We start from the raw sequence: 13,771 nt of genomic DNA on the forward strand, positions 1-13,771 counted from the left end.
GCGTCAGCGGCGCAAGCGGAACAGCACCAGCGCGACCAGGCAGGTCGACGCCTGGATCGCGCCCAGTGTGGCGATGGGTGAAAAGCTCAGCACGGCGGCGAGCCAGGTGGTCAACGCTGCCGCACCCATGGAGAGAAAGCCCAGCAGCGCCGAGGCCATCCCGGCCTCTTTGCCGAAAGGCCCCATGGTGATCGCCGTACCCAACGGATTCGCCAGGCCCATGCCCCAAAGGAACGTCACCATCGACACCGCATACCAGCCAAGCCCCGGGCTGGCTGGCCCCACGATGAGCAAACCACCGCCGACCATGGCGCAGGCAATGCCCAGCAGGGCGGTGTTACCTGGGCCAAAACGTCGGGCCAGGCGAGGAGCGGCCAGGCCGGCGGCGAACACCACAAACACCGTTGATGCGAAATACAGGCCGGCCTGCAGGGACGTCAGGCCGATGCCTTTCATGAGAATGGCCGGGGCAGCGGCGAATGACGCGAACAGACCGCTGAGCAACAGGCTCATCGACAGGGCAGGGAGGATGAAACGCTTGTCCACCATCAGCCTGGCGTAAGCGCGCACCACACTGCCGGTAGAGTGCGGCGCCCGGCGGTCGGCGGGATGGGTTTCGCCAAGATCGCGTACATAGAAGAACGCCAGCACCACGGCGGCCAATCCCACCAGGATAAAGATGGCGCGCCATCCGAGCGTGACGGACAGCACGCTGCCCGCCAAGGGTGAGAAACCTGGCGCAGCGGCCGTGGCGACCATCGTCAATGACAGGGCGCGGGCCAGTGTCTCGCCTTCGAACAGATCCCGTGCGATGGCCCGCGACAGCACCGAGGCCGCGCACACGCCCAACGCCTGAACGACGCGGCCGGCAATCAGTACCTCAAGGGTGGTGGCGAGGCCGCCAATGACGGTGCCGACTATGAACACCGACAGTCCGCCCACCACCAGTTTCTGCCGTCCATAACGGTCAGCCAACGGCCCGACCACCAACTGACCCAGGGCAAAGGTGACGAAGTAACTGGAGAGCGTCAGGCCCAGTTCGCGGGCGGTCACGCCGAGGTCATCACCGATCACCGGGAACGCAGGGAGGATGATATTGGTGGAGAGCATGCCGATGGCCGCGAGGCCGGCGAGCAGTGCGACGATTCGGCCGGTCAGGGCTGGGCTCGATGCGAGTGGCTGCGTCTGCAGAATCGCTGATGCATCTGCGGTTTTCATGGATCAACCCCCTCTTGGCCGGTTTTGTCTGGCTTATGATGATCGTAATATGACGATCGTCATCTAGGGCGTCAAGGTCAATGGAAAATTTAGGGGGATGGGTGCGATGAGGGGATTCAAGAGGGCTTACAAAAGTTTATACAGCTGAAATGACTCGGTCGACACCTGTCGGCGCCGACCGAGTCAGGGGCATTTACCAGCGGAAGTTGACGGAGGTCACCAACTCGCGCTCGTCGCCGTAGCGGCAGATGGCAAATTCGCAATAAGTGTATTTTTTGTTCGTCACGTTGTTGGCGTTGAGGGCGATGTCCCAGTTCTTGTCGATCTGGTAGCTGGCCATTGCATCGAACAGCGTGTAGGCAGGCATTTGCGAATCGATGCCCGAAGCTTGGGTGGTTCCCTTGTAGCGCGCGCCGCCGCCGATTTTCAGCTGCGGTACGCCGAAACGGGCGAAGTTGTAGTCGGCCCACAGCGCGGCTTGGTGGTAAGGCGTATCTTCGCTGCGCTGACCCACTTCGCTCTGGATTACGCTTTTGGTGATGCGCGCATCGGTGTAGGCGTACGTCGCGATGACCGTCAGTTGAGGCGTGATGTCGGACTTGGCTTCGAGTTCCAGGCCACGGGAGCGCTGCTCGCCAATCTGCTGGGGATTGAGGCCAGCCAGGTCGCGCTTCACGACGTTTTCCTGCGTCAGTTCATAAACCGCTGCGCTCAACAGTGTATTGCTGCCCGGAGGTTGGTAGCGGATGCCGATTTCGTACTGCTTGCCTTCTGTAGGCTTGAATGTCTGGCCAGGCGCGTCGGCCACCGCAACTGGGAAGAATGATTCGCTGTAGCTGATGTAAGGTGCCAGGCCGTTGTCCGCCTGGTACACCAGGCCGGCGCGCCAAGTGGTGGATTCGTCGTTCTGGCTCAGCTTCTCGCCGGTGGCGAAGCCTTCCTGATCCTGATCTGCCCAATCGTGGCGACCGCCGAGCAGCAATAGCCAATGATCGTCGAACTTGATCTGGTCTTGCAGGTAGATACCTGTCTGGAAGGTATCGATCTGTGAACCGCGGTCGCGGTTCCGGCTCTTGTCCACCACCACTGGCTGACCGTAGTTGTAGTCACCAATATTGATAGAGGTCGAGTTGGCTCGGAAGTTATGCGAATCATATGAGGCATCGTAGGTATCGGCACCCACCAGGAAGGTGTTTTCAATCCCGCCAATGTTCCAACGCGTCTCGATGTTGGTGTCGCTGGCCAACGCCCGGGAGCGCTCCCGCCGATCACTGTACTGACGACCCAAAACGCCCGTGGCGGCTGCTGTATTGACTGGATTCCCTGTCCGAATCTGCATGTATTTCCACTTCACATCCGCTTCGTAGTAACGCAACTTGTTGCTGATACGGGTGTGTTCATCAAACCGGTGTTCGAACTCATAACCGATGGCGGACATCTCGCCGTTCATGTCGTCGTAGTCGGGTTCGCCGATGAAATCGTGGCGGCCGATGGTGAAGGGGCCGTTGCCTACGCCTTTGACCAATTGATAGGGCAGCGGGGCGGAGAAACGCGTGTCGCTCTTCTGATAGAACGAGAGCAGGGTCAGGGACGTGTCTTCATCAGGGCGCCAGGTCAGGGCCGGGGCGATGTAGAGCTTGTCGTCGTTGACGTAATCCTGCTGGGTGTCGCTGTCGCGCTTGAGCATGGTCAGGCGGTAGCTGAGGACATCGCTGTCACCGAGCGGGCCGCTGAAGTCGGCGGTCAGTTGCTTGCGATCATGGTTGCCATATTGCAGCCCCAACTCATGCAGCGGGGTTTCGGTCGGGCGCTTGCTGACACCGTTGACGAAGCCGCCTGGCGACAGTTGGCCGTACAGCACCGACGCCGCGCCGCGGATAACTTCCACGCGCTCCAACCCATACGGGTCCTGGACGCCATCGTAGGAGTTGTTTTGCAGGCGCATGCCGTCGCGCAGGGAGCCGCCAGTGGCGGATTCGACGTCGAAGCCGCGAATGCGGAACCGGTCCGAGGTGCGGTTGAAGCTGCTCGGTTGGCTGGTGAAGCCCGGGGTGTAGCTGAGGGCGTCCGCCATGGTGTCGGACTTGCGATCGCGCATTTCATCGTCGGTGACCACGGACACCGATTGCGGCGTTTCAGTGATGGCCGCGTTGGACTTGGTGGCACTGCCGTTGCGCAGGGCGACTTTGCCGGCCAGCGGCGCCGTGGGGTTTTCCACGGCGGCGGCATTGATGTTGATTTCGCCGAGTTGAAGAGGAGCGTTGGCTGCAGCCTCTTCTTGTGCGGCGATCGCCTGTGCTGAAAAGATGCTCCCCAAAGCCAGGGCCAGAGTGCTCAAGTGAAACGCTGGATGACGCGAGACGTAACGTTTTTCGGTGCCAACTGTTGTTTTTCTTACGAGCATCGAGGAAGTCCTTGAGGATTGTTATTGATCTTCGCAAGCCTATCGTCCCGGTCCGGCGGCAGGGCAGGCGAGCGAAGTTAGTGTCTACTGGCCATAATCAGACTGTGAATGATAAGGGTTTGCATTAATATTGTCAGGCTTGTAGGGAATTTATTTTAGTTTCGACATATTCTGTGCCGCACTTTTTAGCCTGCGGTGGGTTTTCCGGCGTTGTTACCGGGAAACGAATGCGCGGGATCTGTACGATGGACGATTCGATCAGGCCCTCTTGGGCGGTGGAGGGACGGTCATGCTGAAAGCCAGCAATGTGCGGCTGAGCTATGGCGAGCAACAGATTCTCAACGGTGTCAGCCTGGACATTCCCGAAGGCTGCTTCACGGCGCTGATCGGGGCCAACGGCTGTGGCAAGACCACACTCTTGAATGTGCTGGCACATATGCTGCGCCCAAGCGCGGGTGAGGTGCACCTGTCCGGCAAGGCTCTGGGGCAGTATTCGCGCCGGGCGCTGGCGCAGCGCATGGCGTTGTTGCCCCAGCGCACTACGTCACCGGCCGGCATGAGCGTGCGAGAGCTTGTGATGCAGGGACGTTTCCCCTGGCAGAGCTGGTGGCGGCAATGGTCCGAACAGGATCAGCAGGCAATCGACCGTGCCATCGAACTGGCGGGCATCGCACCGTTGCTCGATCGCTCGTTGGCCACCCTGTCGGGTGGACAACTGCAGCGCTGCTGGATTGCCATGACCTTGGCCCAGGACACCCCAGTGATCCTGTTGGACGAGCCCACGACGTTTCTCGATATCGCTCATCAGATCACCTTGCTCGAACTGCTGGTGGATCTGCGCGAGCAAGGCAAGACCGTCGTCGCCGTGCTTCACGATCTCAACCAGGCCGCGCGTTATGCCGATCACCTGGTGATGATGCGTGAAGGCCGCTTGCTGGCCCAGGGCGCGCCCGCTGAAGTCTTTACCCGTGAGAATCTCAAGGCGGTCTTCGACCTGGACGCGCACATCATCACCGACCCTTATTCGGGCGACCCGCTGTGTGTTCCGCAAACCACCCGTAGCCAGCCATCGGCTGTGCGGGAGGCGATGTGAGTCACGGTTTGCGAATACCGGTGTGGCTGGGCCTGCTGGTCGCCATCGCCTTGGCCGCACTGCTGCACCTGGCGGTTGGCGCCAAGAGCATCCCTTGGAACGAGGCCTGGCAGGCACTGGTGGCTTATGCACCGGACAACGCCGATCAGAGCGTCATCCGTGGCAGCCGCCTGCCACGCTTGCTGGTTGCCATGCTGGTGGGCGCCAGCCTTGGCCTGGCGGGAGTGATCATGCAGGCGGTAGGTGACAACCCCCTGGCCGACCCCGGCATTCTCGGCATCAACAGCGGCGCGGCATTGTTCGTGGTGTTCGGCTTGCTGGTGCTGCCCGGCCACGACCTGTCGATGATCCCATTGTTTGCTTTCAGCGGTGCCCTGGTGGCAGCCATTGGTGTCCTGCTGCTGGCGGGCAGGGGCCATAACCCGATTCGACTGACCTTGTCCGGCGCGATGATCGCGGCGTTGTTCAGCGCCATCACGTCAATCCTGCTGTTGCTCGACCAGCAGGGGCTCGACAGCCTTCGCCGCTGGCTCACCGGGTCGATCGGCGTCACCGGAGGCTCGATGCAGGCATGGGTCTGGCCTTATGTGGTGTTGGGCATGGTCTTGTGCCTGGTCAATGTCCGGGCCTTGAACGCCCATCGGCTCGGTCCGCAGGCCGCGGCCGGCATGGGCGTCAACTTGTTGAAAATGCGCCTGTTCGGGCTGGCTTCGGTGGTGCTGCTGTCAGGATGCGCCGTGGCGCTGGCGGGACCGATCGGTTTTGTCGGGTTGGTGGTGCCTCATGCGGCGCGGCTGTTGTTTGGCGATGATTATCGACGGCTATTGCTGGCCGCGCCGCTGCTCGGCGCGTTGCTGCTGATCCTGGCGGACATTGCCGCACGTACCGTTGTGCGCCCCTTTGAGCTGAACACCGGGATTGTCACGGCACTGATCGGCGGGCCGATTTTCGTCGCGTTGGTGTTGAGGAAAGTCAAATGACGCGCGTTGGGCTGATCTTGCCCAGGGCACTGCCATTACTGCCTTGGGTGGCCCGGCCCATCGACGTGATTTCGGTGCTGGCCCTGATGTTCGCATTGGTTGCCTTATCGTTGTACGCGTTGACTGTCGGCAGTTATTCGTTGGGGGTTGTCCAGGCCTGGCAAGCGCTGTGGGCGCCTGAACAGGTCGACTCGACGACGCGCAATCTGCTTTGGGAATTGCGACTGCCACGTGTGGCCCTGGCGATCCTCGCCGGCATGGCCATGTCGCTGGCCGGCCTGTTGATGCAGTCGTTGACGCGCAATCCGCTGGCGGCGCCGGGCCTGGTGGGCGTGGAGTCGGGCGCCAGTGTGACGATGCTGCTGATCATTGTGCTCTGGCCCACGCTGTTGCCCCTTGAGCTCTATCCATTGGCGGCACTGGCGGGCGGGTTGGCCGTGGCATTCTTCGTCGCGCTGCTGTCGTGGCGCCAGGGGATTTCGCCGCTGCGGTTGATCCTCGTCGGCGTTGGGCTCACCGCGATGCTCAGTGCAGTAGCCGATTTACTGATCACCTACGGCAACATCGACCAGGTCGAGTCGGCCCTGATGTGGCTGGGCGGCAGCTTGCACCGGGCCGGTTGGCCGCAGGTTCACAGCCTCGGCACCTGGCTGTTGCTCGCGGGGGTTCCCTTGCTGTTTTTTCACCGTCAATTGAACCTGTTGCAGTTGGGCGAAAAAGTCGCGCTCAGCCGGGGCCTGAACGTCACGGGTGTCATGGCTTTCCTATTGCTGTGCAGTGTCATGCTGACAGCGGCCGCCGTGGCGAACGTCGGCACCATGACTTTCGTCGGGCTGGTGGCGCCGCACCTGGCGCGCCAACTGGCGGGCGATCGCCACGGTGCGCTGATGCCTTTGTCGGCGTTGATGGGGGCATTGCTGGTACTGGCGGGGGATACACTGGGCAGGGGGCTGTTCCCACCGCTGCAATTACCGGCGGGGCTGGTGGTTGCAATTATCGGCGCGCCTTATCTGATCATATTGTTGGCGCGTCAACGCAGTCGCTGAAAACACAGCGGCGCTTATCTTGAAATTATCGGAGGCAAACGCGTGCGGGTAGGGATGAGAGAAGTGTTCAAGAGGTTGTTTGGCATGCTGTGCGTGCCGTTTGCATTGATGTCGATGCACGCTGGCGCGGCCGAAACCAAAGTGTTCGAGAACAGTTTCGGTCGTGTCGAGGTGCCTGTTTCACCCCACTGTATTGTCTCCCTGCACGATTTCAGCCTGACCGATCAGTTGCTCGAATTGGGTATCAAGCCCTGCGGATCGACAGGCAGGAAGAAGCTGTTTTCGGACGTGCTGTTTCGCGGTGCCCAGGAGCGCTTCGACGTGACGGGCATTCAATACATCGGCTCGCACCAATCTCCTGACCTGGAAGCCATCGCCGCCCTGAAGCCTGACCTGATTGTCGGCCTGTCTTATCACGCGGACCTAAAGGTAAAGCTCAGCAAAATCGCACCGGTCGTGCTGCTGCCCTCCCGGGAAAGCGACATCAAGACCTACGCCAGGCAGCTCGCCGAGCTGGTCGGCAAGCAGCAGCGTTACGAAGAAATGCTCCATGAATACGAATGGGTCGTCAGCGAGTTCAAGAAGCGGGTCAAGGACCCTTCGCGGATTACGGTCACGACGCTCGAGGTCTATACCGATGGTTTCCAGTTGATCGGCCGTGGCGGGATGGATGACGTCATCAAGGATTTCGGCCTGGGCCGTGTCGCCGCCTATCGCGAAGCGCGCCAGAACGTGCCCTACAGCCTGGAGCGAATCGGCGACTTCGACAGTGATTTCATTATCGACACATACGAAGAACTGCTCGATTCGGAAGCGAGCACGGCTGCGTTTCGCCAGTCGCCGCAATGGCAGAACCTGTTTGCGGTGAAGAACCGCCAGTTTCTGTACCTGAACCGCAGCCGCTATGCCGATACGATGCAGGGCTTGCTGGGTTCCGCCTACCTGTTGATGTCTCATATCGCTGAGCGGGAGAGCATGCTTCAGGCCAAATGATTTGTGTCGATTGTCATACAAACGTCATTAATGACAATGATTCTCTATTGCAGTTGTTACTCGTTTGTAATAGTTTGTGCTCTCGAAAAAACACGCTCATCGGAATGGCGAGGGATCACAAATGGAAACTGGTTTGGCGCGTGCACAGGTTCAACCCATGGAAGGCGTACCGGGCGACGAACAGACCTTGCCATTTATCTTCCACGCGCCAGGCGCGGGGGCTGCTTGGCAGGACAGCCGGGCGCAGATCCTGCAAGCAGTCGAGGCGCAGTTACCGCGAGCGGGCGGCATCCTGTTTCGTGGCTTTGGGTTCAATGGCGAAGCGGACTTTGAAGCATTCGCCCGCGGTTTCGGTCATGAACTGCTGACCTACGACTACGCCTCAACGCCGCGCACCAAGCTCAACAACCGGGTCTACACGTCGACCGAGTACCCGGCCCACCAAGTGATCCCTCTACACAACGAGCAGTCCTACTCGCTTAACTGGCCAATGAAAATCTGGTTCCACTGCATGCAGGTCTCTGCGGTGGGCGGTGAAACCCCCATTGCCGACAGCCGCAAGGTCTACCAGCAACTCGACCCCGCCATACGTCAGCGTTTCGCCGAGAAGCGCCTGATGTACGTGCGCAACTACGGCAACGGCCTCGACTTGCCCTGGCAACAGGCGTTCAGCACGGAAGACCGTTCACAAGTCGAACATTTCTGCCGCGCCAACCAGATCCAGTTTCAATGGAAAGAGGACGGCGAGCTGTCCACCCGCCAGATCTGCCAGGCCGTGGCCCAGCACCCGGTGACTGGGGAGTGGGTGTGGTTCAACCAGGCGCATCTGTTCCATATCTCCAATCTCGCCGCACCCGTGCGCGAGACGCTGATTTCCATCGTCGGTGAAGAGGGCGTGCCACGTAACGTTTTCTACGGTGATGGCTCGCCTATCGAGCTTGATGCCCTGGAGCATGTCCGTGCCGTATTGCAGCGCTGCCAGGTGAGCTTTCCCTGGCAAGCCGGTGACGTGCTGATGCTCGACAACATGCTGGTGGCCCATGGCCGTTCGACATTCCAGGGCGCGCGAAAGGTCGTGGTCGCCATGGCCGAGCCTGCTTCCGCGAACTGAGCTAGACGCTCTTGCAGACAGCCGTCACATGGGGCGGCTCATTCAGAACAAGCAAAATGAAGGACATCAAATGCTCGATCGCTTGATGCATCGCTGCTGGCTGCGTGGGATTCGCCTATCGAAAGTCGAAGGCCAATTGGTCATCACCCCCGGATCACCTAGGGCGTTGGACGATGAACTGGCAAGCGAACTGACGGCGCACGGCGCCGACGTGCTGCAATGGCTGGCCCGGCACCCCGATTATTTTGAAGCGCGCCCGCTGACGGATAACGAGCAGGCGCTCTGGTTCTTGCAACGACTGGAGCCGGACAGCTGCGCCTATAACATCGCTTACGCAGGGCGCATCAAGGCGCAGTTCGTCACCGACGACTTGCCCCGACGCCTGCAGGACGCCTGGGAAACGGTGCAGCGACGCTATCCCATGCTGTGCACCGCCTATGCCGAGCGCAATGGCGACCTGTTGCAGTGGAGCGACCGCGAGCGAGTCCGGCCGCTGGAGCGCATCGCGCTGCAGGCGGCCGACAGGCAGGCGTTGCAGCAGCGCGTCACCGAGTGGGCCGATAAGCCTTTCGACTTGGAAGCCGGCGACGTCAGTCGGGTCGTCCTGTTGAGCAACGTTCACGCCGATGATGTCGAACACACCGTGCTGCTGGTAATTCATCACATCGCCGCTGACCTGGCCACGTTCTACATCGTGCTCAATGAACTGTTCGCGCTGATCAACGAGCAAGCATTGCCCGCTGTGAATCCAGATGCCTATCGCGACTATTGCAGCGAATTGCACATACGCAGCGAAGCCGCCGAACCGATGGAGCTGGCCTGGTGGCAGGCGCAATTGGAAGGCGCCCCGGCACTGGAGCTACCGACCGATTTTCACTACGGCAGCAATCAGGCATTCCAAGGCGGGGAGCTGTCGTTTCGTTTCGACCGGGCCACCACGGCCAGAATTCGTGCCGTGGCCCGTCAATGGGGCGTGACGCCTTATATCTGTTGGTTCTCTTTGTTCCAGCAGTTTCTCGGCGTGCTGTCCGGCCAGGATGACTTTGTGCTGGGCACTCCCAGCGGTTGGCGCCTGCGCCGCGAGCACGTCAATCTGCCGGGCTACCTGGTCAACCCGTTGCCGGTCCGCTGTCGTTTGCAGCGCGAGCTGTCCGGTGGCGATTGGGCCAGGCAGGTGGACGCCAACGTCAAACAAACCTTGCAGCACCGTCATTATCCGTTCTCGCGCCTCGTCAAACAGTTGGATCTGCCTCGGCAGATGGGCAGGGCGCCGCTGTTTCAGCACATGTTCACCCTCAACAAGGAGCGCATCGCGCCGTTCGAGCAGTACGTCGACCGTCTGCTGTCGGAGCAGCGTGGCGCGGCCCATGAGCTGAACATGGTCATGATCGACGAGGAAGACGGCTTCCTGTGCCGGTGGCGTTACAGCAAGGCCTTGTACCGCCACGAAACAGTCCAACGTTTTTGCGACCAGTTCGTTGCGTTGGTCCACGCGGTCATCGAACAGCCGGACGTACCGTTTGCCCAGCTCGACTGGCTGGCACCGGCGCAGCAATCCTTGCTCTGTGGCGAGGACCTGCCGGTCCCGGTCAGCAACGCCTGGCAGGCGTTCGTCCAGCAGTGCGTTCGAAAGCCCGAGTCGATTGCCCTGCAAGACCAACAGGGCACGCTCAGCTATGCCGAATTGGGCCGTGCAGTGGTCGCCCGTGGCGAGCGCTTGCAAGCAGGCGCGAATCTGGAGGGCGCACGCATCGCCTTATGCTTGCCCCGCAGCCGCGAGCTGGTGATGCACATGCTCGCCGCCTGGCAGTGCGGCGCCACCTACCTGGCCCTCGATCCGCAGTGGCCGCAGTCGCGTTTGCAGGACATCTGCCAGGATGGCACGCCCAAGGTCTGGGTCGGCGAGGGCCAGCGTCCCGAGTGGCTGCCTGAAACGGTGCGGTGGCTGTCGTTGCCAACTGAGGCGTTGTCGGGTGAATCGCCGTTGCGCGCGTCCTTGCCCGCTGAAAGGTCGGCCTACGTCGTCTACACCTCCGGCTCCACGGGACGGCCGAAGGGGGTGATGGTCAGCCAGGGCAACCTGATCCATTACGTGGTCGGGTGCCTGGAACGCCTGGATCTGTCCGCCGATGCCAGTCTGGCAAGTCTCGCCAGCTGCGCCACCGACTTGGGGCACACGGCCTTGTTCGGTGCGTTGCTCAGCGGCCGTCGCCTGCGGCTGTTGGCTGAGGAACTGTCATTCGACGCCGAGGAGCTGGCGGCCGTGCTTGAGCGCGATCCCGTGGACCTGCTTAAAATTGTGCCTTCACACCTCAACGCCTTGCTGGTCGCCAACGATCCCCAGCGCCTATTGCCGCGCCGATGCCTGGTCACCGGTGGCGAAGCCCTGGGCCATGAGCTGGTTTCGCGCTTGCGGGCATTGATGCCGGACCTGCGTATCGTCAACCACTACGGCCCCAGTGAAACCACCGTCGGGGTGTTGACTCATGAGGTCGATATCGATGGCGCGGCACCGCTGGGACGACCGCTGCCCAATGTCCAAGTCAGCGTGCGTTCGCCCGAGGGCCGTCTGTTGCCGATCGGTGTCAGCGGCGAACTTTGCGTGCAGGGCAAAACGGTTGCGCTGGGTTACCTCAGCGCCAACGATTCAGACCACGCCCGCTTCGGTGCCCATGGCTATCGCACCGGTGACCGGGTGCGGCTCAATCATCGGGGGCAGATGGAGTTTCTCGGTCGGCTCGATGAGCAGGTCAAGATCCGCGGGTATCGGGTCGAGCCGGCAGAGGTTGCGGCACGGCTGCGGGCGATGCCGCAGGTCGGCGACGTACAGGTGCTGAACAACCCATCGCCCCTGACGGGCAACCGCTTGGTGGCGTTCCTGGTCGCACCATTGGCCGCGTTGCCTGATATTCAGGCCGCCCTGCAAGCGCAACTGCCGGACTATATGCAACCGTCCCAGTGGCATTGCCTCGATGGGTTTGCCTTGTTGCCCAACGGAAAAGTCGATCGCAAGGCATTGCAGCATTTGGCCGGGCAAGCGCCGGCCACCGCGCAGACGACGTCTCCCATCGAGGAACCCCTGAATGCGGTTGAAAGCGCGTTGCTGGATATCTGGCGCGGGCTGCTCGGCAACCCCGACCTCGGCCCCGATGACAACTTCTTCGCCTTGGGCGGCGATTCGATCCTCGGCCTGCAGATCATTGCTTTGGCCCGCCAGCAACATATCCTGATGACGCCCAAGCAGTTGTTTGCCGAACAGAGCGTACGCGCCTTGGCCCGAGTGGTGCAGACGCCACAGCGCAACCTCGAACAGCGTCTGCTCGATATCGCTCGTGAGATTCTCAATAACCCCGACCTGAGGGTCGATGACAATTTCTTCAGTGTCGGGGGAGACTCTATCCTGAGCTTGCAGATCATCGCCCGGGCCAAGCAGCACGGGCTGCAGCTCAAGCCCAAGCAGATTTTCGAGTTCCCAACCGTGCGCGGTTGGGCCGAGCAGGTGGTTGATCTTGGCGCGGTGGAGACGGGCGCTACGCCGGCCGTGCTCGAACCTGTCACAGCGTTCGCCCTGACGCCGATCCAGCAATGGTTTTTCGCCCAGGAGCAAACCGAGCCCGAGCATTGGAACCAATCCTTGCTTCTGGCATTGAACGCACCATTGGAACAGGCGCGGTTCATCCAGGCTGTTGGCGCACTGTTACAACGTCATGCCAGCTTGCGCCTGATATTTGAAACGTCGGAGCAGGGTTGGCAACAACGCTACCAGGCGTTTTCCTCGGGCCAGCTCGACGGGTTGTTCCACATCGAAGACCAACCCTTGGACGAAGCGCTGTTGCAGCGCTGGCAACAAGGCTTTGATTTGGGCAAGGCGCCTTTGATCCGCTGGGTGTATTTCTCCCAGAGCCGTGAGCTGCTATGCACGGCGCATCACTTGCTGGTCGATGCCGTGTCCTGGCAAGTGCTGCTGGAGGAATTGGAAAGCCTCTACTTGCAACCGAACGCCGCGTTGCCTGCCGTGTCGGCGGGTTTCCACGCATGGAGCGAGGCCTTGCAGCAGCATCGCCGCGAGCCCGCCGTCCTGGCCCAGGTTGGCTACTGGCATGAGCAGGTAGCCGCCGAACATAGCGCTCCTCAACAGCCCAATACATACGGCGAAAGCCGGACACTGGACATGCAACTGTCGGTCGAGCAAACACAATTGCTGTTGGGCGATTGTCACGCGGCCTACAGCACTCAGGTCCAGGATCTGCTGGTGGCCGCGTTGGCCGGTGTCATCGGCCAATGGCAGGGGCGCGAGCGCGTCACCCTGGAGCTGGAAAGCCACGGTCGTAGTGGCTGGGAGCAAGGCCCCGAGCTGTCTCGCTCCATCGGTTGGCACACCAGCCGATATCCGCTGGCCATCGATACTTCCTGGGATTTGGAATCCTCGATCATCGCGGCCAAGGAAGCCCTGCGCCGCGTCCCCGAACAAGGCATCGGCTACGGCCTGCTGCGCCAGGATCCGGCCCACGGCCTGGGTGCCGTCACGCTGCTGACGTTCAACTACCTGGGGCGTGTCGATCAGTGGATCGGCGCATCGAGCCTCTGGCGCCTGGCGCGGCCGATGTGCCCCGGCATGCGCGCCGACAGCACCTGCCGCACCCATTGGCTGGACGTGACGGCGCTCGTCAATGAAGGCCAGCTACACGTCGAATGGCGTTATGCGCCGCAGGTCCACGATCAGGTGTTGGTGAACGAACTGGCGCGGCAATTCCAGCAGCGACTCAGCACCTTGCTGGATCACTGTCAGGCCCCTGCGGCGGGCCGCGCCACGGCTTCGGATTTCGCCGACTCGGGCCTGTCCGACGATGAATTTTTGAGGTTGCTCGAACAACTTGAGCAGTGAACCCCCTGCGCCCCCCAATTACAGGTTCGGATACCGTCAGC

At 61.3% G+C, this 13,771-nt stretch carries 8 protein-coding genes; 6 read left to right on the forward strand and 2 right to left on the reverse strand.

Going from position 1 to position 13,771, the window contains the following annotated elements:
- Positions 1 to 3: 3 nt before the first annotated feature.
- The gene (locus ACLK1G_RS01130) at positions 4 to 1,218 is read right to left on the reverse strand and encodes a multidrug effflux MFS transporter (RefSeq protein ID WP_420763713.1); all 1,215 of its coding nucleotides are present in this window, start codon (positions 1,216 to 1,218) and stop codon (positions 4 to 6) included.
- A 193-nt stretch (positions 1,219 to 1,411) separates the two neighbouring features.
- Complete coding sequence (locus ACLK1G_RS01135) at positions 1,412 to 3,622, reverse strand: TonB-dependent siderophore receptor (RefSeq protein WP_420763714.1); 2,211 nt, start codon at positions 3,620 to 3,622, stop codon at positions 1,412 to 1,414.
- 289 nt (positions 3,623 to 3,911) lie between these two features.
- Between ACLK1G_RS01135 and ACLK1G_RS01140 the strand changes: the two genes are divergently transcribed.
- The 6 genes from ACLK1G_RS01140 to ACLK1G_RS01165 all read left to right on the forward strand — a co-directional run bounded on the left by ACLK1G_RS01140 (position 3,912) and on the right by ACLK1G_RS01165 (position 13,730).
- Entirely contained in the window at positions 3,912 to 4,715 is an 804-nt protein-coding gene (locus ACLK1G_RS01140) for an ABC transporter ATP-binding protein (RefSeq protein ID WP_420763715.1), read from the forward strand.
- Positions 4,712 to 5,695, forward strand: a complete 984-nt coding sequence (locus tag ACLK1G_RS01145; RefSeq protein ID WP_420763716.1) for a FecCD family ABC transporter permease — start codon at positions 4,712 to 4,714, stop codon at positions 5,693 to 5,695. The genes ACLK1G_RS01140 and ACLK1G_RS01145 overlap by 4 nt, the downstream gene beginning before the upstream one ends.
- A complete protein-coding gene (locus ACLK1G_RS01150) occupies positions 5,692 to 6,741 on the forward strand; it encodes a FecCD family ABC transporter permease (RefSeq protein WP_420763717.1) in 1,050 nt (349 codons plus the stop codon). The genes ACLK1G_RS01145 and ACLK1G_RS01150 overlap by 4 nt, the downstream gene beginning before the upstream one ends.
- A 63-nt stretch (positions 6,742 to 6,804) precedes the next feature.
- Complete coding sequence (locus ACLK1G_RS01155) at positions 6,805 to 7,734, forward strand: ABC transporter substrate-binding protein (RefSeq protein ID WP_420763718.1); 930 nt, start codon at positions 6,805 to 6,807, stop codon at positions 7,732 to 7,734.
- A gap of 157 nt (positions 7,735 to 7,891) precedes the next feature.
- Complete coding sequence (locus ACLK1G_RS01160; protein WP_420764031.1) at positions 7,892 to 8,845, forward strand: TauD/TfdA family dioxygenase; 954 nt, start codon at positions 7,892 to 7,894, stop codon at positions 8,843 to 8,845.
- A gap of 70 nt (positions 8,846 to 8,915) precedes the next feature.
- The gene (locus tag ACLK1G_RS01165) at positions 8,916 to 13,730 is read left to right on the forward strand and encodes a non-ribosomal peptide synthetase (protein ID WP_420763719.1); all 4,815 of its coding nucleotides are present in this window, start codon (positions 8,916 to 8,918) and stop codon (positions 13,728 to 13,730) included.
- Positions 13,731 to 13,771 lie beyond the last annotated feature (41 nt).

This window comes from Pseudomonas algeriensis, from assembly GCF_048847255.1.
Taxonomy (GTDB): domain Bacteria; phylum Pseudomonadota; class Gammaproteobacteria; order Pseudomonadales; family Pseudomonadaceae; genus Aquipseudomonas.

Coding starts and splice junctions, on each gene's coding strand:
- ACLK1G_RS01150 (WP_420763717.1), top strand. CDS start 5,692: ATGACGCGCGTTGGGCTGATCTTGCCCAGGGCACTGCCATTACTGCCT.
- ACLK1G_RS01135 (WP_420763714.1), bottom strand. CDS start 3,622: ATGCTCGTAAGAAAAACAACAGTTGGCACCGAAAAACGTTACGTCTCG.
- ACLK1G_RS01140 (WP_420763715.1), top strand. CDS start 3,912: ATGCTGAAAGCCAGCAATGTGCGGCTGAGCTATGGCGAGCAACAGATT.
- ACLK1G_RS01130 (WP_420763713.1), bottom strand. CDS start 1,218: ATGAAAACCGCAGATGCATCAGCGATTCTGCAGACGCAGCCACTCGCA.
- ACLK1G_RS01165 (WP_420763719.1), top strand. CDS start 8,916: ATGCTCGATCGCTTGATGCATCGCTGCTGGCTGCGTGGGATTCGCCTA.
- ACLK1G_RS01160 (WP_420764031.1), top strand. CDS start 7,892: ATGGAAGGCGTACCGGGCGACGAACAGACCTTGCCATTTATCTTCCAC.